At 59.7% G+C, this 23,340-nt stretch carries 18 protein-coding genes; 11 read left to right on the top strand and 7 right to left on the bottom strand.

Features of this window, described 5'->3' with window-relative positions; all coding sequences use genetic code 11:
• Window positions 1–11: 11 nt before the first annotated feature.
• From K8U03_17140 to K8U03_17130, 3 genes are all read right to left on the bottom strand, one after another.
• The gene (locus K8U03_17140; GenBank protein MCE9606617.1) at window positions 12–488 is read right to left on the bottom strand and encodes a YkgJ family cysteine cluster protein; all 477 of its coding nucleotides are present in this window, start codon (window positions 486–488) and stop codon (window positions 12–14) included.
• A gap of 149 nt (window positions 489–637) precedes the next feature.
• Window positions 638–1,903 (bottom strand): beta-ketoacyl-[acyl-carrier-protein] synthase family protein, encoded by a 1,266-nt coding sequence (locus K8U03_17135; GenBank protein MCE9606616.1) that lies wholly within the window; start codon window positions 1,901–1,903, stop codon window positions 638–640.
• A gap of 37 nt (window positions 1,904–1,940) precedes the next feature.
• Entirely contained in the window at window positions 1,941–2,822 is an 882-nt protein-coding gene (locus K8U03_17130; GenBank protein MCE9606615.1) for a fatty acid desaturase, read from the bottom strand.
• Window positions 2,823–3,606: 784 nt separating this feature from the next.
• Here K8U03_17130 and K8U03_17125 point away from each other — a divergent pair.
• Window positions 3,607–4,464 (top strand): formyltetrahydrofolate deformylase, encoded by an 858-nt coding sequence (locus K8U03_17125; GenBank protein ID MCE9606614.1) that lies wholly within the window; start codon window positions 3,607–3,609, stop codon window positions 4,462–4,464.
• 26 nt (window positions 4,465–4,490) lie between these two features.
• Here the strand turns inward: K8U03_17125 and K8U03_17120 are convergent, their stop codons facing one another.
• Window positions 4,491–4,964, bottom strand: a complete 474-nt coding sequence (locus K8U03_17120) for a peroxiredoxin (GenBank protein ID MCE9606613.1) — start codon at window positions 4,962–4,964, stop codon at window positions 4,491–4,493.
• 386 nt (window positions 4,965–5,350) lie between these two features.
• Between K8U03_17120 and K8U03_17115 the strand changes: the two genes are divergently transcribed.
• The 10 genes from K8U03_17115 to K8U03_17070 all read left to right on the top strand — a co-directional run bounded on the left by K8U03_17115 (window position 5,351) and on the right by K8U03_17070 (window position 20,940).
• Window positions 5,351–6,625 (top strand): DUF1552 domain-containing protein, encoded by a 1,275-nt coding sequence (locus K8U03_17115; protein MCE9606612.1) that lies wholly within the window; start codon window positions 5,351–5,353, stop codon window positions 6,623–6,625.
• Window positions 6,626–6,702: 77 nt separating this feature from the next.
• Window positions 6,703–9,183 (top strand): DUF1592 domain-containing protein, encoded by a 2,481-nt coding sequence (locus K8U03_17110; protein ID MCE9606611.1) that lies wholly within the window; start codon window positions 6,703–6,705, stop codon window positions 9,181–9,183.
• Between the two features lie 38 nt (window positions 9,184–9,221).
• Window positions 9,222–10,277 (top strand): class I SAM-dependent methyltransferase, encoded by a 1,056-nt coding sequence (locus K8U03_17105; protein MCE9606610.1) that lies wholly within the window; start codon window positions 9,222–9,224, stop codon window positions 10,275–10,277.
• A 414-nt stretch (window positions 10,278–10,691) separates the two neighbouring features.
• Complete coding sequence (locus K8U03_17100) at window positions 10,692–12,332, top strand: tetratricopeptide repeat protein (protein ID MCE9606609.1); 1,641 nt, start codon at window positions 10,692–10,694, stop codon at window positions 12,330–12,332.
• Between the two features lie 239 nt (window positions 12,333–12,571).
• Entirely contained in the window at window positions 12,572–13,429 is an 858-nt protein-coding gene (locus K8U03_17095; protein ID MCE9606608.1) for a carbon-nitrogen hydrolase family protein, read from the top strand.
• A gap of 703 nt (window positions 13,430–14,132) precedes the next feature.
• Window positions 14,133–15,173, top strand: a complete 1,041-nt coding sequence (folK, locus tag K8U03_17090; GenBank protein ID MCE9606607.1) for a 2-amino-4-hydroxy-6-hydroxymethyldihydropteridine diphosphokinase — start codon at window positions 14,133–14,135, stop codon at window positions 15,171–15,173.
• Between the two features lie 26 nt (window positions 15,174–15,199).
• Window positions 15,200–16,069, top strand: a complete 870-nt coding sequence (gene panC, locus K8U03_17085) for a pantoate--beta-alanine ligase (protein ID MCE9606606.1) — start codon at window positions 15,200–15,202, stop codon at window positions 16,067–16,069.
• A 62-nt stretch (window positions 16,070–16,131) separates the two neighbouring features.
• Entirely contained in the window at window positions 16,132–17,448 is a 1,317-nt protein-coding gene (locus K8U03_17080) for a prolipoprotein diacylglyceryl transferase (protein ID MCE9606605.1), read from the top strand.
• 181 nt (window positions 17,449–17,629) lie between these two features.
• Window positions 17,630–18,184 (top strand): sigma-70 family RNA polymerase sigma factor, encoded by a 555-nt coding sequence (locus tag K8U03_17075; GenBank protein MCE9606604.1) that lies wholly within the window; start codon window positions 17,630–17,632, stop codon window positions 18,182–18,184.
• A 110-nt stretch (window positions 18,185–18,294) separates the two neighbouring features.
• A complete protein-coding gene (locus tag K8U03_17070) occupies window positions 18,295–20,940 on the top strand; it encodes a hypothetical protein (GenBank protein ID MCE9606603.1) in 2,646 nt (881 codons plus the stop codon).
• Window positions 20,941–20,973: 33 nt separating this feature from the next.
• On the opposite strand, the gene K8U03_17065 is transcribed toward K8U03_17070, so the two are convergent.
• The 3 genes from K8U03_17065 to K8U03_17055 form a co-directional block, all read right to left on the bottom strand.
• Complete coding sequence (locus K8U03_17065) at window positions 20,974–21,534, bottom strand: hypothetical protein (GenBank protein ID MCE9606602.1); 561 nt, start codon at window positions 21,532–21,534, stop codon at window positions 20,974–20,976.
• A 156-nt stretch (window positions 21,535–21,690) separates the two neighbouring features.
• A complete protein-coding gene (locus K8U03_17060; GenBank protein MCE9606601.1) occupies window positions 21,691–22,230 on the bottom strand; it encodes a hypothetical protein in 540 nt (179 codons plus the stop codon).
• Window positions 22,227–23,072 (bottom strand): PCRF domain-containing protein, encoded by an 846-nt coding sequence (locus K8U03_17055; GenBank protein MCE9606600.1) that lies wholly within the window; start codon window positions 23,070–23,072, stop codon window positions 22,227–22,229. Before K8U03_17055 ends, K8U03_17060 begins: the two co-directional genes overlap by 4 nt.
• Between the last annotated feature and the right edge of the window lie 268 nt (window positions 23,073–23,340).

The raw sequence follows: 23,340 nt of genomic DNA, 5'->3' as shown, positions 1-23,340 counted from the left end.
CAGCAGTTCACTCAACCCAGAATCGGCAACAGCGCCGGCTTGCGGCTGCGAATCGACTTGCGACTCTTATCCGGCACGACGACTTCCATGTATTCGTCGACCTGCTCGGGGGTCTCGAAATACTTTTCGTAAACGTAATGGTCGTCGAACTCGCAATCGTTCGTCGAGTAGGTACGGCAGATTTCCGGGCGCGTTTCATAAATGCCGCAACGATTGTCGTGCTGCAAATGCTTACAGGTCGTGTGGACGAGAACATACCAGTCGTCGTCTTCGACGAAGAACGTGGTCTGCGTGTGCAGCATCGCCCAGCGAACGTAGTCGAAGTCGCCACGTTCGGTCGGCCGCTCGATCGGCCACGCGAAATACTTGCAGCACTTCGCCGAACAATGATCGCAAAGCGATTGTCCTTCGGCCAACGTCGGGCGAGGTCGGCGAGGATCGAACGGCGGCGCCACGGCGGCACCGTTGGCGAGCGTGACCGGCAACATCGAGTTATGCGGCATGGAAGAGGGCATCGTAGAGTCGGACATCGTCGGCTCGGAGTTCCGGTGGTCAACCAAATGAGAACGACACGCGCATCGGCACCAGAGTTCGCAACCGGGCCAAGGTAGCAAAGTGGCCGCTCATTGAACAGCGTTTACCGTTTCGCGAGGACCAAGGCCGCGGCTTGGCCCGCGAGCGTGTAGGTCACCAAGACGCAGGTTCGGGCGAATGTCGTCAGGGGCCGGCCGTGGATGACTGAAATAGGGCAACTCGGGTCGGGCCGATCGCAATGCAGCGTCGGCGGCACGTGCCCGTGGTCGAGCGCGAGGACCGCCACGGCTGCTTCGACGGCTCCATCGGCCGGGCCGAGGCCGCCCATATAGCCTTTCATTCCCAACACCGGTCGACCGGGAAGCACTTCGGCCAAAGCCGTCGCTTCGATGAAATCTCCGGCGCGCGTTGCGAGCCCATGCGCGACGACGAAGCCGATCTCTTGCGGACTCAGCTTTGCGTCATTAAGCGCCCGTCGAACCGCGGCGCGAATGCTCGTGCCGTCGAAAGGTCGGCTCGGGGTGACCGCTTCTCCGGCGGTGCCTACGCCGAGTACTTCGGCGAGAATCGGTGCGCCGCGTTGTTCGGCATGCACTCGATTTTCCAGCAAGAGCGCGGCGGCCCCTTCCCCCATCAGTTGCCCGTTGCGGTCGATATCGAACGGACGGCAGGCTCGTTCGGGATCATCGCAGTCCGTCACCTCTTCGGTGAGCTGCAAGCGGACTAAGTCGTAGGCATTGGCCCGCGACGATGCTCCGCCGCCGATCATTACGTCGGCTTGCCCGCGCTGAATGACGCGCATCGCTTCGCCGATCGCCACAAGCCCCGAGGCGTTGCCTTGGCAGATCGTGTTGTTCGGGCCACGCGCATCGTGCATGATCGAAATATGGCATGCCAACATGTTCGGCAAGAGCTTGAGCATGCCGAGCGGGAAACAAGTGGCGAGCCCGTCGGTGCCCCAGCGCGAGAAGTCGTAGCCCTGGTCGTCGGTGCAAGCGGCATACGGTCCCGCGACTTCCGCAAGCGGCGAACGAATCACACCGCCGCCGAACAAAACTCCGAAGCGATCGGGATCGACATCGTCGGCGCCGAGGTTCGCATGCTCGCGAGCCATGCCCGCAGCTGCGATCGTGAGTTGCGCATCGCGGGCCATCACCTTGAGCGATTTACGGGGCTTTACGAACTCGGCCGGATCGAAGTCTACGATCTCGCCGGCAAGCTTCGAGCGAAGATTGACGGGATCGAATTCCGTAATGCGGCGCAACCCGGTTCGGCCGGCAAGTAGGGCGTCCCAGGAGGCTTGATAGCCGATGCCGAGCGGAGAAACGACGCCGAGGCCGGTAATAACTACGCTTGCTTCGGCGCTCATGCTTGGGCTTGTCCGTCCGCTCTCTTCCGCACCGTCGTTAGGAGGACGTGTTGCTTAGTTTGACGTTATCCAATCGGTGGCTCGGCTCGACCACACTCTTCGCGAGCCCGACCGCCGAGAGGAACTTGATGGTCAACCAAGTGACGTCGAGCTCCCACCACTTGTGCCCATGCTTCGCACTGCGCTGATCGGCATGGTGATTGTTGTGCCACCCTTCGCCGTTGCTGACAAGGCCGACGAACCAATTGTTGCGGCTATTTTCATCGGTCTCGTAGTTGCGATACCCCCAAACATGCGCCAGCGAATTGACGCTCCAAGTAACATGCCAGACAAGGACCGTTCGAACGAATGCCCCCCAGATCAACACGCTCCAGCCGAACTGCACGGCCGAAGAAACATTACGCGACAGGGCATATTCAACGAGAAAGCCACCCAAAAAGAAGACGCCCCAACTGGCGATGTTGACCCAGACCCACATCAGCTTGCGCTCCAGCGCGAAATAGAACGGGTCTTTCAATACGTCGCGGGCATACTTTTCATAGTGGTTCAGATTGTTGATCTGCACATTGTCGACGAGCAGCCAGCCCATGTGGCCCCAAAAGAGATTGACGAGCGGGCTATGCGGATCGGGTTGTTCATCGGAATGTTGGTGGTGCAAGCGATGGATCGCGACCCATTTGGCCGGCGTATCTTGTACGCAACAAACACCCAAAATCGCGAGCGTATGCTCCAGCCACTTCGGAACGATCAGGCCTTGATGCGTGAGCAAACGATGAAAGCAAAGGTTGATGCCGAGCGTGCCGAAGACGTACATCCCGGCGACGGCGAGCGCGACGCCCGTCCAACTGAAAAAGTAGGGAAAGAACGCGAGCAACGAGACGGCGTGAAACACGATGAACGAGAGCGTGTAGTCCCACATGATCGACTTCGTGCGAACCGAAGCCGGCTTCGGTAGTCGGCCGCCGGCGTCGAGTCGGGCATGCCAACGAGCGTCGTTCGGAGAGTCTGCCGTGATCGTACCGGTCGGCACTTCCGCGGCAGCCGTCTCTGCGGAGTACATCTTGGTGAGCACGTGTTCCGAATTTTGGATCATTGATTACTTTCCCTGTTTCGGACTCTTCCGCGCGTACACGAACCTGCCCCGATGCGGTGGCATTCGTGTGGGAGCGCGTGGCCGCCGGCAATCCTTCGCCGTTTCGCGGCCGATTGGGGGCACATTCCCGAAAGTGCTTCCACATTTGCTAGAAGCACCCATCTTGACAAGTAGAGGCTTTAAGTCAACACCAGTCGACCCGATATGGGGTTTGCGCCGCCTCGCATGCGATCGCCCCAAGTACATACCAGCAAATGCGTTGCGACTGAAACAAACGACAATCTCAACGGCATCCGCCTAACGTTACGGGCAACCGATTCGTCCGTATCTTAGGCGCCGTGGCGAGTGTCCACCTGAGAGCTAAAGCTACTACTCAGCAAGATTGCATCTAAATCACTACGCCTACAGCAACTTACAGCGATTCAATCGGCAGCAAACTCAGACTCGAAGATCGAGCCTGTGCGACCGAATTCGAGGTAGGATTACCCAACACTCCGCGAGGCAAAGACAAAGCCGACCGGCTTTTGCTATCGTCTATACCTTCCGGTGTCGTGCCGCCTGCGCTTCCGTTAGATCGCTCCGTTTCCGTTCTAGGACTTGCCGTTCCATGATGCAGATCGTCGTTACCGCCGTCGGGCCCGACCACAAAGGGCTCGCCGATCCGATCATCCACTTCGTCACGGATCAAGGGGCGAACATCGCCGAGATTCAGATGTACGACCACGACGAAGAACGGGTCTTCGCGATGCTCTGTCGGGCACAAATGGAAGTCGCCGATTTTCCGGCCCTGCGCAATGCCCTGACGGAGATCGGCCGCGAGAAAGGGCTTTCGGTTCGCGTTTGGTCGCCCGATCTTCGACCGTCGCGGCCGAGGATCGCGATCTGCGCCACGTATCGCCAGGAGCCGCCTCTCGCGCTGTTGCGTGCGATTCGCGACGGCGAGATTCGGGCCGAAGCGGCGTTGATGATCGGCAATCGTCCGAATTGCCGCGCGTTGGCCGAACAGTTCGATGTCCCGTGGGAATCGATCGGCGACGACAAAGGGCTCGCCGACGACGATCGAATGATCGAGCTTTGCGACGAACACGACATCGATTACATCATTCTGGCGCGCTACATGCGCATCCTTCCCGCTGCCAGTTGCTGGAAATATGCTGGCGGCCGGATCATCAACTTACACCACGGCTTGCTGCCGAGCTTCAAGGGCATTCGTCCGTATCACGATGCGTATGCCGCGCGCATGCTGACGTTCGGTGCGACCTGCCACTTCATCGTGCCGGAGCTCGATGCCGGAAATCAGATCATCCAGCAATCGACGTTTACCGTTCCGCCGGGAACTCCGCTTCCCGAAATCATGCGGCTCGGCCAGGAAGACAACGAACCGCGCTGCTTGGTCGAAGGGGTGAAGCGCGTCGTGAATCGAGAAGTGCTGCTGCACTACCATCGCGTGATCGCGCGCAAGAAGTAGAATCCGACGACGGCCCGACTCTCGCTCTATTTTTCCAGTTCGAGCTGTTTGACGATCGCCAACGCTTCGGCGACGTGCTTGTCGGAAGTGAATAGCGAATTAAAGACGTGGCGCACGACGCCGTGACGATCGATCACGTACGTCACGCGGCCGGGAATGAGCCACAGCGTGGTCGGCACGCCGAACAGCTTGCGAAGTTTGCCGTCGGCATCGCTGACGAGCGTAAACGGCAATCGCTCTTTCGCCGCGAACTCGCGGTGCCGCTCCAGCGTGTCGGCGCTGATGCCGATCACGGCGGCTCCCGCCTTCGTAAAATCTTCGAACGAGTCTCGAAATGCACACGCTTCGGCCGTGCAGATCTTCGTCCCATCTTTGGGATAGAAATAGACGACGACCACCTGCTTGCCGACGAAATCGGCTAGCGAGAAGCGGCGACCGTCGTGAGTTTCGACGGTGAAACTCGGAGCGCGATCACCGACGCCGATCGATTGATTTGCCATTGTCGATATTCGCCTGGTTCCACGATCGTCCGAATAAAGTACCGTCGATCCACAGCTGATTGTATTCGATCACCATGCTTTGAGTCTTCTGAAATACGAAGGCACTTACCCAATCTCGTGGGCTCAATTACGAGTTCGTTGCGGACTGAGAAAAGTAGCAGGCACGTTCCACGTGCCGTAGCCACGGCGGACTCGAAACAACCCGATCCGACTCCATCTCCGAACGACGCAAGTGGCGGACGGCACGTGGAACGTGCCTGCTACTTTGGGTTCGGTTTCGCATATACTTTCGACGTTTCGCTGCTGCTAGATTATACTTTCACCACATCGTTGCCCGCATCGTGCGACGATCGCTCCCTTGAGTTTCCGCCCGCTAAGGTCTTTGCATGTTCGACTCGACATTCCGCGCTCCGATTCAACCTTCGCGCCGGCAATTTCTGCAGGCTGGTTCGGCGCTGCTGACGCTGCCTTGGTTGGAAAGTTTGTGCGCTGCGGGCGAAACGGCACCGCCGCAACGGATCGTGAGCATTTGCACCGGCTTCGGCTTGTACGGCGAGTCGTTTTTTCCCAAGACTTCCGGCACGGGTTACGAACCGAGCGAATATTTGAAGGTGCTCGGCGATCTGCGGAACAACTTCACCGTGTTCTCCGGAATTTCGCATCCCGACATCGGCGGCGACCACGCCTCGGAGGCATGCTTCCTCACGAGCGCCAAGCATCCGACCGCCGGTGGATTCCGGAACACCGTCTCGCTCGATTATCTGGCCGCAAAGCATGTGGGCAACGCCACGCGGTTTCCGCTCCTGTCGCTGGCGACGATCGAAGGAGGTAGCTCGCTCACCTACACGACCAGCGGCGCCGCCGTTCCGGCCTTGCACAAGCCCTCGGAAATCTTCGCGCGCATGTTCTTGGCGGGCAACGCGAAGGATGTCGAGAACGAACTCGCTCGGCTCAAGCGAGGGCAGAGCATTCTCGATCGGATGGGCGATCGCTTCGAGGCGCTCAAACCGAAGCTCAGCAATCGCGATCAGCAACAAGTTACCGACTACGCCGAGGCCGTGCGCGATATGGAGCGGCAATTGCTGGCCGACGAGGCCTGGGTCGTCCGGCCGAAACCCAAAGTCGCCGATCCGGCCCCTTCCGATGCGATCGACCGCGCCGACACGATCGGCCGCGCACGCCTTATGTTCGGCCTCGCTAAGCTCGCGCTGCAAACCGACTCGACGCGCGTCGTTTCGATCTTCATTCGCGGCATGGATCTGAAGCCGCCGATCTCCGGCGTGAGCGAAGACCATCACGGCCTCTCGCACCACGGCCGCAATCCGGCGAAGATCGAACAACTGCGGATCATCGAACGAACCGAATGCGAAGCGTTCCGCGATTTCCTCCTCTCGCTACGCAATACGAAAGAAGAGTCGGGCACGCTGCTGGACAATACGCAGGTGCTCATCGGCAGCAACCTGGGCGATGCCAGCGGCCACGGCACAAGCAACTTGCCGATCTTGCTCGCCGGGGGCAAGTACAAACACGGTCGCCACATCGCCGGCGACGTGAAGCACAACACGCCGCTCGGAAAGCTGTTTGTCAGCATGCTGCAAAAGTTCGGCGTCGAGGCCGACAAATTCGGCTCGGGCTCGGGGACGATCGACGGCTTGATCTAACCGCTGCGCCGAAACGTCGAACAGCGCAATGCTCATATCTTGTTTTCGTAGTTAATTCCGTCCGGAGAGTCGTCGGCATGCATCGTGTTCTGATTCTGTTTTGCTTCATCGTTGCCGATTCTGTCGTCGCAAGGGCCGAGGATGCGGCGACTTCGTTTCGCGCAGGCGTTCACTCCGTCTTGCAAGCGCATTGCGCGAAGTGCCACGGCGACAAGGTCGCGGAAGCGAAGCTCCGTCTCGACGCTCCTCGCTCGCTCGAGCAACTGGCCGAAGAGCGACAACTTTGGTTTCGCGTGCTCGGCCAGATCGAGTCGGGCGCCATGCCCCCCGATGGCGAAACGCCGCTTACCGCGGCGGAACGCAAAGCGATCGTCGACTGGATCCGCGGCGACTTCACGACGCTGCTCGTCGCGAAACAAGCGACGGAAGGACGAAGCAAGCTTCGCCGCCTGAGCCGCACGGAATATGCAAACACGATCTACGACCTGTTCGGCGTCCGGCCGACCGTCGGGTTGAATCTTCCGGAAGACGGCCGAACCGATGGGTTCGATAAAGTGAGCACCGCGCTCCCCCTTTCGGCTTCCGGAGCGGCCGGTTATCTGAAGATGACCGACGATGTTTTAAGTTGGATGTTGAAATACGTCCCGAAAGCTCCGAAGCCGACCGATCCGCCGCACATGCAGGCGGTGGTTCGTTCCGTGGCGCGCGAAAGCGAACAGTCGAAAGGGCACATTCTCGAACTCGACGACGGCTGGAAAGTCTCGTTCAATTCCGACACGGCTTCCGGCCCGAACCGCGGCTTCTCCGCCTCGCGCCCCGGCATGCACAAGCTGCGCATCGCGGTCTACGGCTATCAGACCGATAAGCCGATGGCGTTCGGCGTCTATGCGGGTCACACCGGTGCGTATCCTCAGATCATCGATCTGCTCACGATCTTGGAAGCGCCGCCGGGAAAACCGGCCGTGATCGAAACCGAGGTCTATTTGCGCACCCGCGATTTGAACGATCGCTCCCCGGTCGGCGATGCACTCCGTGTTATCCCGTTCGGGCTCGGCGTTCAGGTGCCGAAGAATTCGCAGGCGTCGCAATGCAAAGGCCCGGGCTTGGCACTGCAATACATCGATGTCGAACAACCGACATTACCGCTCGCCGGCGATCTCTGGTTGACCGCCGATTTCCCGCCGGCGTTGATCGAAGAGTTGCGCGCGCAGCGTAAAGTCATCGCGAATGCGACCGGCCCGAAACATTTACAGGCGAAATCGATCGACCGCGAGCAGTTTCTAGCCGTGATGAAAACGACCTTCCAGCGAATCGGCGCGCGTTTCTTTCGTCGCCCGCTGACGGACTCGGAGCTGACGGCGATCGTCGACACGCTTGCGAAGCAACTCGACGACGGCATCACGCTCGATCGCGTGTTTCTCGATCAAGTTTCCGCGTTGATGACGTCGCCCGAGTTTTTCTGCGTGATCGAACAACCCGGCCGCCTCGACGACTTTGCGCTTGCTTCGCGGTTGTCGTATTTCCTTTGGAACTCGACGCCCGACGACAAGCTGCTCGAACTCGCAGGAGCGGGCAAGCTTCGCGATCCGCAAGTGCTGCGCGAGCAAACCGAGCGTCTGCTCCATGATCCGAAGTCGTCGCGATTCGTGAACGACTTCCTGAATCAATGGCTCGGCTTGCGAGCGATCGACGACACTTCGCCCGATGCCAATCTCTATCCCGAGTACGGGAAGAACAACCTGCTCAAGCCTTCGAGCATTCTGGAAACACAAGCTTACTTTCGCCGGTTGATCGATGAAAATCTCAGCGTGACTTACTTCGTCGATTCGCCGTGGGTGCTCGTGAATGAAGCCCTCGCCAAGCATTACAGTTTGCCCCCCGTGCAAGGTCATCAGCTTCGCCAAGTGGCGTTGCCCGCGTCGTCGCCGTTCGGAGGGCTGTGGACGCAGCCCTCGGTATTGAAGGTAACGGCCAACGGCACGAACACGTCGCCGGTCAAGCGCGGCGTGTGGGTCGCCGAGCGATTGCTCGGTACGCCGATTCCGCCTCCGCCGCCGAATATCAATCCGATCGAGCCCGACGTGCGCGGCGCGAAGACATTGCGCGAACAATTGACGCTGCATCGAGGAACGGGCTCCTGCGCGGCTTGCCATGCGAAATTCGATCCCTACGGATTCGCGCTCGAAAGCTTCGACGTCGCCGGAGGCTATCGCACGAAGTACCGCGAGATCGACGCCGAGGTGATGGCGCTGCCATACCAAAAACGCCAAGGACTCCCAACGTGGCGCGACGGCCTTCCGGTAGATTGCAGCGGCCAAACTCCGGACGGTCGCCCCTTCGCCGACATCGGCGAATTACGCAAGATGCTCATTGCACAGCCCGAGCGATTGGCGCAAGGCATCACGCGTCATCTCGTCACCTATTCCACGGGCGCTCCGGCAACCGGCTTGGATCAGCCGGCCATCGAGCGCATCGTGCAAGCCGCCGCGAAAAGCGGTTACGGCTTGCGATCGATCGTGCATGAGTTGGTGCAGAGCGAATTATTCCAATCGAAGTGACACATCCCATAGACCTCATCCATCGGTAACCTAGCACGATGCGCGCTCTTCGTTTTTTCTTCGATACGCTGATCTACGGCACCGGCTACGGCGTTCTCAACTACTTGATTCACAATCCCGAGCGGCTCGATGAAGAGCGCGTGTGGCGATTCATCACGGGTCCGGAATCGTCCGCAAGGCGTTGGATTCGCGAAGCTTGGCCGCCATCGTTTCTGCGCCGACTTATTCTACGCGGCAAGCAATTCCAAGACGCGGCGCTCGGCATCGAGGAACACTACGACGTCTCGAATGAGTTCTACAAGCTCTTTCTCGATCCGAAGTTCATGTTCTACACCTGCGCCGACCACCTGCGCGGCGACGAGACTCTGATCGAAGCGCAGACGAACAAAGCCAACCACATTCTGAAACTGCTCGACCCTAAGCCCGGCGAGAAGATCGCCGAGCTCGGCTGCGGTTGGGCCTCGATGCTCCGCCATATCGAGCGACACACCGGCGACCGCGAAGGCCTGACAGGCTACACCCTCTCGAAGGAGCAGCTCGCGTTCATTCAAGAGAACTACGGCTATCGCGTGTTGCTCGAAAACTTCGTGACCACGCAGTATCCGCGCGAATACTACGATAAGATCTACAGCATCGGCGCCTGGGAAGCAGTCCGCCCGCAAGAGAATCCGATCGTGCTGAAGAAGCTGTTCGATGCGCTGAAGCCCGGCGGCAAATTCGTGTTGCACTTCTTCTGCCGGCTCACGCCCAAGCTCCCGGCGGCGATTACCGTGGCGCAGCTTTTCTTTCCGGGCCACGTACCGGCTTCGTATCCCGAACTCTCGAAGGAGTTCGAGAAGGCGGGCTTCCGCGTAACGCACACTTCTTGCCACGACTATCGCAAGACGCTGCGGCAATGGTTCGAGGGCTTAGTGTCGAAGCGTGACGAAGCGCTGAAGATCGTCGACGTGAAAACCTACAACCGTTACGTGGTCTTCTTCGCCGCGTCGTATAAATACTTCGACGAACGAACCGGAGTGCTCTTCCGTTTCGTGTTGAGCAAGCCGCCGATCACGGCCTCGATCGAAGCCCCGCCGCCCGCAACGGCAAAGTAACCCAGCGGCGGTAGATCTTCACACGCCGCAACTCTGCGATTTGTTCGACTACGGAAAACCGCCGTCGCGTGCCTTGCCGTGTGAATGCGAAATCTACGCAAGAAGTAGGGCGTGCTCGTTCCTTGAACAGAGCGGCTAAGCCTTGCAATGCACAAACTGTGACAGAACGAGCCCAGGCTTAGCATTTCCTTAATGCTTGTAAGGAATTACGAAACGGATATCTCGAACAAGCGCCGTCAATTGCGCGTATTATCTAGTAAGGGGACCGGGCAATGGTTCGGGATGAAGTGAATTCGGAAATCAGCACTGCGTCTTACCGCTCATGATGAGAAGGTACGCCGACTCGACGAGTCGACCGGCACAGCGCCTCGCCGTGCTCCGATGCTTCATTCCTCAATTGCTAGGGGAAGCGATATGCGAAATACATGGTTCGGATCGGCCGTTGCCATCGCAACGGCGTTGATGATGGTGCCAGGCGCACTGGCCGCTCATGGTCATGGTGGAGGAGGCGGCGGACATCACGGCGGCGGCGGAGGTGGGCATCATGGAGGCGGCGGGGGAGGACATCACAGCAGCGGCTTCAGCGGGGGTCATCACAGCGGTGGCTATAGCGGCGGCCACCATAGCTCCGGTGGAAGCCAAAGCTTCAGCGGAAGCATGCACCACGGCAGCAGCGGAAGCCGTTCTTACGGCGGCAGCTCGTTCGGAGGCAGTTCGCTAGGCCGACAATCGTTCGGCGCGCAGTCGTTCGGCGGCGGTCATCACAACTCCGGCGGCGGGCAGTCGTTCAATTCGCGACATCACGTCGGCACCTCGCTCGGCGCGTCGGGTTTCTCCGGCAACGGCGGCGGCCAGCGTGGAGGTGGAGTCAACGGCGGAGGTTCTAATTTCGCTACGCGACATGCCTCGGGCATGAACGGCTCGGGCATGCACAACCACGGCGGTGGAGTGCAACGAACCTCGGGCAGCATCGGCGGAGCGAATTTTTCCAACGGCGCGAGCTTTCATGCTCGGCATGCCGTCGGAACCGGTTCGCAGAACGGAGCCGCTTTTGCCGGGGGCTATCGACATGGAACCGGCACGGGTGGCTACGGCGGTAACGGCTATGGAGGCAACGGTTACAACAACGGCTACCGACACGGCGGCAACTACGGCAGCTATGGAAACTACGGCGGCGGCAATCGCTATGGATACGGCAACTACGGCTACAACCGTTACGGCTATGGCGGCGGATATGGTCGTGGTGGTTATGGATATGGCTTAGGCGGTTATGGCTTAGGCTACGGTGGATATGGCGGCTACTACGGCTATGGCTACGGCAATCCGTGGGGCTATTTGCTCTCGAGCGCGATCTACGGCATCCGTCCGCTGCTGGGTTACGGCTACGGCGGTTATGGTGGATACGGATACGGTGGCTATGGTGGGTACGGCGGTTATGGGAATGGGTATGGCTACGGCAATAACTATGGGTACGGCAACGGATCCTATGCCAACTACGCACCCATAGCGGGCAACCAAGCCGTGCCGGTACAAGCGACCGCTCCGACTCTCGCAGCAGGCGTCGGCGACTTCGCGGCTCAAGGGGAAAACGATTTCCGCACCGGCAACTACGAAGCTGCCGTCCGTGATTGGCAACATGCTTTAGTCGATGATCCGAACAACGCCACGCTCGTCATGATGATGAGCCAAGGCTTGTTCGCAACCGGGAAGTACGATGAAGCGGCGGGCGCTTTGCAAGCCGCGCTGCAAGGGGTTCCGCAAGACAAGTGGAACGCCGTCGTCGGCAACTATCGCGAACTCTACGGCAACATCCAGGACTACACGAACCAGCTTCGTGCTCTGGAAGCCGCCTCGGAGAAAACCGAATCGCCGGCGATGCAATTTCTGCTCGGCTACCACTACGGCTTCCTCGGGTTTCCGAAAGAGGCCGTTCGAGAACTCGACAAAGGCTTGAAACTCGCACCGCAAGACGTCTTGGCGAAGCAGCTGCGCGACATGTTCGCCGCGAAGCTCAGCCCTGCCGCCGTGACGGCTCCTCCGGTGCCGAAAACCTAACGCCGAAATTCGACGTTACGAAAGCTCGCTTCCAATGCACACGGCCTCCGATGAAAATCGGGGGCCGTGTCGTTTTCCGGAAAGCTATGCATCGGCAGCCGGCTTTCTCCGCACCGATGGGTCGACGGCTTGCATCAAGTCATTCTAAAATAGAATCGTTGCCTGCTAGTTGCTTGGCTTTCTAGTTGCTCGCTTCGACCGACCTTCGAGTCCGACCGCCACTCTTTTTCTATTTCACTATGCAATCCGATCTCATCGTCGCCGCCGTTCAGATGAACTCCGGAGAATCGAAACCGGCGAACTATGCAAAGGCGGAGTCGTTGGTTCGGCAAGCGGTCGAAGCCGGCGCACGGATCGTCGTGTTGCCGGAGTATTTCAATTCCCTCGGCGATCGTCGGAGCATGCTTGCCGAAGCGGAAGACATTCCCGGCCCGACCTCGACGTGGCTCGCCGAGCTTGCGCGTGAGCTCCGCATCGTGCTGGTCGGCGGTACGTTTTGCGAGCGCTCGCCCGACGCCGCCCGCGCTTATAACACGAGCCTCACCTTCGATGCGACCGGCGAATGCATTGCTCGTTATCGCAAGCTGCACCTCTTCGACGTCGATCTGCCGGGCCGTCTCACCTATTGCGAAACCTCTTGGCTCGCGCCGGGCGAAGACGTGGTCGTGCGCGACTTTGCGATTCCCGCCAAGCACCGCGACGAAGCCCAGTCGGCGGCGGACGAACATTCGATTCGTAGCGCGCTGGCGATCTGCTACGACCTTCGGTTCCCGGAACTTTTTCGGCGATTCGCCGACGCGGCGGCGGAGCTGATCGTGGTGCCGGCGGCGTTTACGAAGACGACGGGGCGCGATCATTGGGAGTTGCTTTGCCGCGTGCGAGCCCTGGAAAACCAGTGTTTTCTCATCGCCTCGAATCAGACTGGAAAGCATGCGGCCCTGGAGACCTACGGACATTCGATGATCGTCGATCCTTGGGGAGTCGTGCTGGCGCAGGCCGAGGACGAAGAAGGAATCGCGTCGGCCGTGATCTCGCGTACGCGGCTTGAAGAAGTGCGCGCCCAGCTTCCGGCGTTAAAACATCGCCGCACTTTCTAGCTTATTTTTTTCTCATAGGCGAACGTCTTCGGCGAGGTCGCGCGCACGCCCGTTCGCAATTTACGGAGCGGAGCGAAGCTCTCGAAAATTGCAAGCATTCTTCACCGAACTACCGAATAGTTTTTTATTATTAGCAAGCTTGACAAGCGACCGACCGCCACCACAATACCCTCTTCATCTACGGGTAGCTGATCTCACGATCGGAAACTCATAGCTGACTAAGTTCGACATCTTGACCATTTGCCGACGACGAGTTTCCTCGCTGATTCACCCGAACCTTGCGGCTTCGCTTCGAAGGATCGATGCGAAACGAAAGGGGCGACGAATCCGACGAAATATCATCGCACTGCTCTGCAGGGAATTCGCAGCGGCAGGCGTTCGCTCGTCAGCAAAACCTTTCGAGTTCGCCGAGGCGGTGCGATCGACTCCGAGTTTCGGGGAACGATACGGCTTCGGGGAACGGTACGAAATTGTTTGGGGGGCGTGACTGACGGAGCGATTTCGGCGACTATGTCGCGGCCTGGATGCCCCTCCCAACTATTTTCCGCTGCGGTTTGTGCTTCACTGCAAATGGATTCCTGCTCGCATCGATGAAATAGGCCCTTGAGTCGACGTCTTTTTTTCAAGACGATGACTCCAGGGCCTTTTTTCACGACGTCGTAATTTCTTCACGACGACGAAGCACGTAGCGCGAGCGAATCGGATGCCGACGGCGATCGTCAGTTTGGGCTCGAACCTCGGCGATCGCGCTGCAACTCTCGATAGCGGGCTCGCAGCCCTGCATGCGACCAACGGCGTTCGGGTCGTCCGGCGAAGCACTTGGTACGAAACGAGCCCGATCGGCGGACCGGAGTATCAAGAACCGTTTCTCAACGGTGCCGCACTCTTAGAGACGACGCTCCCCCCGACGGCGCTGCTGAACGTGCTCCAGCACATCGAGAACGAGCATGGTCGCGTGCGCGAAACGCATTGGGGACCACGCACGCTCGATCTCGACCTGCTCATCTACGACGATCTCGTTCAAGCAACGTCGCGGCTCGTCGTGCCGCATCCTCGCTTGAGCTTTCGCAAGTTCGTTCTGCAAGGAGTCGTCGAGGTCGCCCCCACGGCGAGCCATCCGATTCTCCATCGCACGTTCGTGGAGTTACAGCGACACCTCGACGTTGCGCCGAACTACGTGGCCTTCGTCGGAATGAGTCCCGGCTTCCGAAGTCAAATCGCGGCGGAAGCCGCCGACTGCGCAGCGGCGAAGCTCGTCGAAGCCACGGCTGCCGACGTGCCGGCATTCGCCGAACTCATGGCGCCCGACAGTTCGCAGGACGCGACTGGTCTGCGAGCAAGCGCCGCGATAAAATTTCTACATGCACGAATCGACGCGATTCGCGCATCGCTCGCCGAGGCCGGCGACAAGTGGATCGTCGACGACGGTTGGATCATAGCGGAAGTCGCGGAACTGGCGTGGCGGCTCGAAGAGAAAGAGCGTGCGATCTTGCTCTCGGAATGGAAATCCGTTTGCCAAGACGCGGATGCGTCGACATTCGGAACGACGCATGTCGGCACGTCGTTGCAACCGAAACTACTAGCGTCGCTTCGAACGAAAGACGAACTTCCTATGATTTCCGTCGAAACGCTTCGCCGAGCTTCGCCGTTCGAAATTGAGTTCTTGCCGACGGTCGACTTAGACACTTCCGATCGTGAACGAGCGTTGCTGGAATTCGTCGCGGCTTTGGATGCGTCTCGTTAATCGAATCGATAGGCGGCAACGAACGGATGATTGAAACCAAACAACCTCGCATCGTTCACGACGTCGCCGATTTGCGACGCGCCGTGCAAGAGGCGCGCGCCGCGGGCCGGTCGATCGGGCTGGTGCCGACGATGGGAGCCTTGCATCCCGGCCACGTGAGTCTCGTCGATGAATCGGCACGCACATGCGGCTTCACGATCGTGACGATCTTCGTCAACCCGACGCAGTTCGGCCCCAAGGAAGACTTCAGCAAGTATCCGCGTACGCTCGAGGCCGACGTCGCGCTGGTCTCCGCACATGGAGCGGATCTGATTTTCGCCCCGGCGACCGAAGTCGTTTATCCCCCGGGTCATGCGACGTTCGTCGAAATGCACGGCATTACGGAGCCGTTGGAGGGGGAGTGTCGGCCCGGCCATTTCCGCGGCGTCGCAACCGTGGTCTTGAAGCTGTTCAATATGGCTGCGCCCGACGTTGCGTTCTTCGGTCGGAAAGATTTCCAGCAGACGCTCGTCATCAAGCAACTCGTGCGCGATTTCGATTTGCCGATCGAGATTCGAGTCTGCCCGACGCTGCGCGAAGCAGACGGCTTGGCTATGAGCAGCCGGAATATTTACCTCAGCAACGAGGAGCGGCAGCAGGCGTTGTCGCTGAGTCGGGCATTGCGGAAAGCCGAGCAGATTGCGAAGGCCGGCGAGCGCGATGTTTGGAAAATTCGAGATGTGCTGCAAACCGAGCTTGCGGCAACCCCGGCAATTCGTGTGCAATACGCGGTAGTCGCCGATGCCGAGACGCTCCGCGAACCTGCCACGCTGGATCGACCCTGTGTTGCGTTGATCGCCGCTTTCGTCGGCAAGACACGACTCATCGACAATTGCCTGTTCGAACCGTCGGCATAGGCCGACGCCTCGAAAATACCTGCTCCGGCCCATAGCGTCATCGACTCGACACGCGGATATTCATGCTACAAACGCTGTTCGTTATTCCCCCGTCCATCGGCGGCGTTCCACTCTTCGGCTTCGGGATCTTCGCCGCTCTCTGGGCCGTCTGGTGTGTCGTCTACGCGATTCTCTTTTCGCGCAAGCAAGGCTGGAGCGCCGAACTGGTCAGTTCGCTCGGTGTGATGGCGCTGATCGAAATGATGCTGATCTACGTCGTGCCGCGGATCATGCTTCGCAACGAAGTGGGCGAGTTGATCGGCATCGCCGTGCGCGGCTACGGCGTGATGCTGTTGACCGGCATTATCGCCGGTGTCGCGCTCTCGGTGTATCGCGGAACGCGCGTGGGAATGCCGGCCGACTTGATCTACTCGCTCGCACTTTGGATCTTCGTGGCAGGCATGGTCGGCGCTCGTTCGTTTTACGTCATCGAATACTGGAAAAGCTTCCAGCGCGATTCGCTCCAAGAAACGATCGGGGCGGTCTTGAACATGACCGAAGGGGGCCTCGTCGTCTTCGGCGGCCTCATCGGCGCGCTCGGCGCGATCCTCTTCTTCGCCCGTAAGCACAAGCTTCCGCTATTGCCATTGGCCGATATGGCGGCACCGGGCATGATGCTCGGCCTCGCGTTCGGTCGCATCGGTTGCTTCTGCAACGGCTGCTGCTTCGGCGACGTTTGCGAAGCCCCTTGGGCCGTCGAGTTTCCGGCCGGCACGCCGCCGCATATTCGGCAAGTGGAACAAGGCCGCGCATTCGGCTTCATGGTCGCTGGTCGTCCGCTGGGCGGGGAGGAATCCGCCATGCTCGTGCCGACGATCACGGTCGTCGATCCCGAATCCTCCGCTGCGCGAGCGGGACTTAAGGTCGGCGAGGTTGTGAAGAGCATCGACGGTCATCCGGTAGACAGCGTCGAAAAGGCTCGAACGGCCCTCTACTTCGGTTATGCCGAGCGGCATCTTCCTGTGCGAATCTCGACCGATCGAGGCGAGTATTCGATCGAGCCTTTGCCGGGCTTGTTGGAACACAGCAGACCGATCCATCCCGCACAGTTATATGCTTCATTCGATGCCTTCTTAGCGACCTTGCTGCTCCTCGCCTTCACTCCCCTAAGTCGGCGCGACGGGGAAACGTTTGCCCTTTTCCTTACCGTGCATCCGATTTCTCGCTTCCTGTTGGAAGAAATTCGGATCGACGAACCGGGAATGTTCGGTACTCAACTCAGTATTTCGCAACATATCAGCATCGTTCTATTGGGGTTGGCGGTTTGCCTCTGGCTGTACATCGAACGGCGTCCGGCAGGCTTCGCTTGGCCTCGAACGCAAGCGAAGCCCACTCCCTAACTCATGCTCCGGTAAGTGTTTGACATTTCCCTTCCCCTTCGGGATGATGTCCGTAGCACAAGGGCAATCGGGCCGAAATCCCGAGGCGGATTCGGCTCGGCGGTACCCGAAGCGAACGGAAAAGCCGAGCCGTGTGGAACTTCCGCGTCCGTCGCCGCGTCGAAACGGTGTGTGAATAAACGTGACTGATGACCAACTTATCGACGAAGCTCTCAGCGGACGTTCGGCCTCATTCGGGCAATTGGTTTCCAAGTATCAAGATCGCCTTTATACGGCACTTGTGCATGTAACCGGCTCGATGGACGACGCTCGCGATGCTGCGCAGGATGCGTTTGTGCAAGCTTTCGTGAAACTCAACTCGTTTCATCGTGAAAGTGCGTTCTATACGTGGCTCTACCGCATCGCCTTTAACACGGCTATCAGCTCGGCACGACGTAAGAAAACCCACGCCTCGATCGACCAGTTTCGCGAGTCGAGCGGAATCGAACCTCTCGGCCGCGACGACGGCCCGAACGAGGGACTGGAGCGAGAAGAACGAGCTTGCCAAGTCCGCTCGGCGTTGGCGGCGCTGCCGCACGATTACCGCGTGGTGGTCGTGCTGCGCGAGATCGATGGTTGCGATTACGAACAAATATCCGAGATCCTCGATGTGCCGGTCGGCACGGTTCGCAGCCGCCTGCATCGAGCGAGATTGCAATTAAAAGACCACTTAAAGACCGCGATGCAAATGGAGTGACGACATGCAGAGCTTCGTGATACCGCAAGCGACCTTGCGTCACGACTCGACGAACGAGATTCGATGGAACGATTCACTACCGACAACCGACCACTGACGACTTCCGCCCCATGTCCTCGATTCCCGACGACGAACTGATCAGCGCCTATCTCGACGACGAATTGTCGCGCGAGGAGCGATTGCGAGCCGAGCAACTGCTGCTCGATCGCCCCGACTTACGGCGGCTGTTCGAGGAACTGCGCGGCCTGCGTGAGGGGCTGAAGTCGCTACCGAAGTTTTCGCTCGGCGATGAATTCGTTCCCGCGGTCTTGCGCAACGCCGAACGGAGCGTCTTACGGGGCGAAGATGGACTACGAGGCGTTGCCGCCGGCGTTCAACCTGATGAAGCGACGAAAAGTGTTTCGAACGGACCAACGCCGTTGCCTGCTCCTGCGGCACCCGCTCCGATCGTCGAACGTGCCGTTCCGATTGCGACTGCGGCTTCAATTGCGGCTCCGTTCGATCGACGACGTTTATTGCGTCCAATCGTGTGGTCGATCGCGGCCGTTGCGGCAGCCTTGGCGTTGATGTTCGCCGAGCAACGAGGCTTCGCACCGCTCGACGAGAAACAATTGGCGATGAACCAGGCACCCGCCAAGCCGCAGTCGCCTGAGATCGGAAACGCGAGAGACGGAACTGCGAGAGACAAGGGGGATGCCTTTTCCGTAAAGCCGGCGCTCAGCAAATCGGGAACGGGAAAAGTCGCCGATGCCGTGACGTCGGCCGATGCCAACGGAGGCTTCGCGGCTTCCGCTCCGGCTGTCACTTCGGTTCCCGCGTCGGCTTCGCAGGCGGCCGTTTCGCAAGCAGCCGTTTCACAGGCGACCGCTTCGCAGCCGACCAAGATGGGGGCAACCGCGGGAGGAATGTTCAGCGTGTTTAATGGCACGGTTCCTCACGCGGCAAAGGCCGGAGACGGTACCGGCGGGGCAAGAACTCCCACCGGCCCGATGGACGCAGTCAGTCAAATAAACGTGGCACCGGCACCTGATTCCGTGGAAGGAATCGTCAGACAAGATTTCGAGCGCGCCCAGTCGTTGGTCAGCAACTATCGTATGTTGCAAACCGAACGGCCCGATGGCCGGCTCGACGCCGGTCAACTCCAGCGACTCGGTGCCGTAGATCGGGCGGGGCGCGGCGCAACGACGGACTTGGCCCTGACGGAGAACGACGCAAGACAGCGGAAACAAGCTCTGGGTCATGCCCAAGCGACGACGAACTCCGACAACGGCTTACTGATCGTCCGTTGCGATGTGACGCCGGAAGCGCTCGACATGGCGTTTACGCCGGTGCTGCGCCAACAACAGATCGTCGACTACACGCAGAATTGGGGTGCCGAGTCGGCTAAGCTCCAAAGCGACGGCTTGCGCTCGCAGGCCGACGCCAAAGCGAAAGATGAGTCGCGCGGCATGGAATCGCAAACAGGTGAAAACGCAGCGGGCCTCGGCCTAGCCGCCAAGAATACAACTGCCCGACGCGAAAGCGGCTCGGAAGCAAAACTCGCAGGCGACCAGCCGATGGTTAAAGGGGAGAACGCGGCCGCGCCGGCGAAAACAGGAGACCGGTTCAACGATCGCGAGAGCGAAGAGGTCGAATACGTCTACGTCGTCGCGAATCGTGAGCAACTGGAATCGACCCTGAAGACGCTCCGTGCGGAGCCGAATTACTTTCTGAATATCAGCGTCGAGCCCGCCACGGCGGCAGCCGAAGAGACGGCGAAGTGGCAGGAATACAATCGGGGTGGGCATCTCGCCGAGATCGCCAAACAGCCGGCCACGCCGTTAGCGAAACCCGCAGCCATCACCGACGGAGATTCTCTTTCCGGCACGAATGCACGGCCGACGCCTGCTGCTTCTACGACGCTTCCGAAAGCGGCACCGCTGCCACCCGCTTCGGCCGTGGCTGTTCCGGCCGGGACCGCTCCGACCGTGGCTGCGGCGGGCATCAGCGCTCCGCCGGGAGCCGTGCCGAGCGAAAGCAAGCCGATCGCCGCCGCTTCGCTCATAAACGCTCCGACTGCCGCGAAGGTTGCCGGTGCTCCGGCCTCTCGTGCGCTCGCCGAAACGAATGCTGCGAATAACGAGCTACAACAACGCCGGGGCTACTCCTTAAGCCGCTCCCAGCGCTTTAACGGCGGACAGATCGCAGCGAAAGATTCGCAGTCGTATGCTTCCGATAAAAACCCGGCCGGCGAAAAACGGAACAACGATTACGGTGGCTACGCGGCTCCCGTTCCGTCGGACGTCGCAAAGAAGGAAAATGCCCTCGGAGGAGGCAAAGGAATCGCCGTGAATGGAGCTACGCAGGCGAAATCGCAAACGTCCGAAAAAGAACGGATTGACGTCGCTAAACTCAAAGAAGCGTTACCGAAGGAAGCACCTCGATTGAACGCGAAGACTTCCGCCACGCTTCCGACCGGGAATGTCGCGGGAGGCAGTTTGCCCGGCGCATCGGCTTCGCAAATGCTGCGAACCCCTTCCGACGCCCCGGAACAGGTGCTCGGCGCGATCGCAGGCGTTCAACAGCCGCCGCCTCTCATGCAGCAAGCGGAGCCGACGATCGAACCGAATAGCATTCGAGGAATCGCACAAGCGGAGACGGAATTGCCGGCCGACTATCGCGAGGCGCTCTTCATTTTTCGCGTCGTCAAGCGTTCGGCCGGCGCACCCACGGAGCCCCCTGCCGCAGCGACTCCGAAGCCGCCGATCGGCAAGTAGCGCGATCTAGCGTAAAAGTTCGGCGTTCGGGCTCTACGGCTTCTTCTTCAACGCCGCGAGAATCTCGGCGGTGGAAAGCTTTTTCTTTTCGCCGGCCGGAGCTTCCGCCTTCTTTTCAACGGGCTTTTCGGCAACCGGTTTCACCACGGGTTCCTCGGCGACGGGGGCTGCTTCGACTTTCGGAGCAGATTGCGCGGCGGCCGGTGCCGCTCCGCCGGCTTTCGCGGCGGCTTGAGCCCGCAACATTTCCGCTACCGACGGCTTCTTATCGCCGGCCGCCGGAGCAGCGGGCTTCGGCGCGGCAGCGGCCGGTGCTTCGGCCGGCTTGGCCGCAGCCGCCGCTTTCGGCTTGGCGTGCTTCTCTTCTTCGGGCTTCGGTTCCGGCTTCGGCACGACTTTCAAAAAGTCGAGGCCGATGTCGTACCAGCCGATGTTGTTGTCGGCATCGAAACGAACCAGCGCGCGACCGCTCATATTGACGGTCTTGATAAGACCGGTCATTCCTCGAAAGCGATGCAGTTCAGGCCGACCTTCATCGACCACGACGTACTTGTCGGTAAACTCGCGCTTCAGCTTCTCGATTTGCTCGAACATGTTGGGCCCGACTCGACTGAGAACAAGGACGAACTGCGCCTGCCGTAAGAAGCGCCTATTGTGCCGCGAAAGGGGCGGAAAATCAAGGACGAGGATCCCGGCTGTTTTGCCGGCTTCGACGGAGTGTGCGCATCGATTATTTTCGATTTTTAACGATCAATCGACGTCGCGCAGGCCCAACGAATACTTCCAGCAAATCGTGGCCGGAGGAGGCGACTTTTCGATCGACGCCGGACCAAGCGTGAACCCGCTGCCGATTTCAGTACCACTTTCGCCTGCGACGACGAGCCTACCGGCGGCAGCCGAAGCGCAAATCGCGTAAGCGGTCCCGAGTTGCTCGGGAACGGCTTGAATTCTGACTGCGACATCGAACTTCAGGACTTTGCGCACTTCGCAAACTTCCACCGCCGCCGACCAATGCGACCTGCCGGCCATGCCGACCAGCAGCACGACGTCGCCGGCGGCCCGTTTCTCGACGTGCAACTGTTGAAACGGCGGACTCGGCGGCCAAGGCTCTTCGTCGCTTCCTTCGCGCGATTCCAGCGCGATCGACCAGCCGTTTTCTCGCGAATCCCACACCTCGATGCGATGCGCATACCGATCGTTGCGACGCAAAAAAACGACGCGTAATCCGCTCGTTTCCAAAACGGCGGTCGGCTTCTCGCCCGTGGCATCGTATCCTACGGTCGCGATCATTCTTGCACCACTTCCTTGCCGGCGCGCCATTGCAACACGGCGTCGAGAAAGCCCTGAATGTCCCCGTCGAGCACGCTTTGAAAGTGCGACGCCGAGTAGCCCGTGCGCGAATCTTTGACCCGTTGGTCGGGATGTTGAAAGTAGTTGCGAATCTGAGAGATGCCGCTCGGGAAATGCGTGATTCGGACGGCGCTGGCGGTCTTATTCACATGCTGTCCGCCGGCACCGCTCGAGCAGAACTTATCGATCCGCACGTCGTCGTCTTTGATTTCGATCTCGGCGTCGTCAGGCACTTCCGGCGAAACATCCACGGCCGCGAAACTGGTCATCCGTTTCCCTTCCGAATTGAAGGGGCTGATGCGCACCAAGCGATGCATGCCGCTTTCGCCGCGAAGATATCCGTAGGCCATCGGTCCGCGCACGGCGATCGTGGCGTTGGAGATGCCGGCTTGTTCGTTATCGGCGCGGTCGATGATTTCGACGTCGAACTCCTGCTTTTTCGCCCACTGGATGTACATGCGCAGCAGCATCTCGGCCCAATCGTTCGCGTCGATTCCGCCGTCGCGAGCGTTGATCGTCATGATCGCGTTGTGCGCGTCGTAAGGGCCGTTGAGCAGGCCCTTCAATTCAAGATCGGCGAGTACGTGGTCGAGCCGGTCGAGCTCGGCCGGTACTTCCGCCGCGAACTCCGGGTCTTCTTCGGCCATCTCAAGCATCGTATCCAGATCGGCCAACGACTGTTCGAGGTCCTTGATCGGCTTCACGATCGCGCTCAGGCCCTTCAATTCGCCGACGGTCGCTTGAGCGCGTTCCTGCACGTTCCAAAAATCGGGCTGCGACATTCGGCTCTCGATCTCCGCGACGCGAGCCCATTTGGAGTCGTAGTCAAAGAGAGTCTCGGAGCTGAATCACGCGGCGACGAATCGTTTCGGCACGATCAACGAGAGAGTTATCCATGGAGTTCGTGCTTCGCAGTCCTTAGTTCGTGGTTGCCGTCGGAGACGGGCATCGTCTATCGCGCTGTTGCGCAGGCATCGCCGGCACCCGAGCGCCCGGAGCCCGTCGCTGGGAATTATATCGTATCGCCTCCTCTTGGCGAGGGAGGGGAAG

The organism is Planctomycetia bacterium, assembly GCA_021413845.1.
Classification (GTDB): Bacteria; Planctomycetota; Planctomycetia; order Pirellulales; family PNKZ01; genus PNKZ01.
The sequence above is the reverse complement of the archived record's forward strand: the minus strand, read 5'-3'. Positions and strand labels throughout refer to the sequence as shown.

Excerpts from the sequence above, each read along its gene's own strand:
- K8U03_17140 (MCE9606617.1), bottom strand. The coding sequence starts at position 488 with ATGTTGCCGGTCACGCTCGCCAACGGTGCCGCCGTGGCGCCGCCGTTC.
- K8U03_17135 (MCE9606616.1), bottom strand. The coding sequence starts at position 1,903 with ATGAGCGCCGAAGCAAGCGTAGTTATTACCGGCCTCGGCGTCGTTTCT.
- K8U03_17130 (MCE9606615.1), bottom strand. The coding sequence starts at position 2,822 with ATGTGGGACTACACGCTCTCGTTCATCGTGTTTCACGCCGTCTCGTTG.
- K8U03_17125 (MCE9606614.1), top strand. The coding sequence starts at position 3,607 with ATGCAGATCGTCGTTACCGCCGTCGGGCCCGACCACAAAGGGCTCGCC.
- K8U03_17120 (MCE9606613.1), bottom strand. The coding sequence starts at position 4,964 with ATGGCAAATCAATCGATCGGCGTCGGTGATCGCGCTCCGAGTTTCACC.
- K8U03_17115 (MCE9606612.1), top strand. The coding sequence starts at position 5,351 with ATGTTCGACTCGACATTCCGCGCTCCGATTCAACCTTCGCGCCGGCAA.
- K8U03_17110 (MCE9606611.1), top strand. The coding sequence starts at position 6,703 with ATGCATCGTGTTCTGATTCTGTTTTGCTTCATCGTTGCCGATTCTGTC.
- K8U03_17105 (MCE9606610.1), top strand. The coding sequence starts at position 9,222 with ATGCGCGCTCTTCGTTTTTTCTTCGATACGCTGATCTACGGCACCGGC.
- K8U03_17100 (MCE9606609.1), top strand. The coding sequence starts at position 10,692 with ATGCGAAATACATGGTTCGGATCGGCCGTTGCCATCGCAACGGCGTTG.
- K8U03_17095 (MCE9606608.1), top strand. The coding sequence starts at position 12,572 with ATGCAATCCGATCTCATCGTCGCCGCCGTTCAGATGAACTCCGGAGAA.
- folK (MCE9606607.1), top strand. The coding sequence starts at position 14,133 with ATGCCGACGGCGATCGTCAGTTTGGGCTCGAACCTCGGCGATCGCGCT.
- panC (MCE9606606.1), top strand. The coding sequence starts at position 15,200 with ATGATTGAAACCAAACAACCTCGCATCGTTCACGACGTCGCCGATTTG.
- K8U03_17080 (MCE9606605.1), top strand. The coding sequence starts at position 16,132 with ATGCTACAAACGCTGTTCGTTATTCCCCCGTCCATCGGCGGCGTTCCA.
- K8U03_17070 (MCE9606603.1), top strand. The coding sequence starts at position 18,295 with ATGTCCTCGATTCCCGACGACGAACTGATCAGCGCCTATCTCGACGAC.
- K8U03_17065 (MCE9606602.1), bottom strand. The coding sequence starts at position 21,534 with ATGTTCGAGCAAATCGAGAAGCTGAAGCGCGAGTTTACCGACAAGTAC.
- K8U03_17060 (MCE9606601.1), bottom strand. The coding sequence starts at position 22,230 with ATGATCGCGACCGTAGGATACGATGCCACGGGCGAGAAGCCGACCGCC.
- K8U03_17055 (MCE9606600.1), bottom strand. The coding sequence starts at position 23,072 with ATGTCGCAGCCCGATTTTTGGAACGTGCAGGAACGCGCTCAAGCGACC.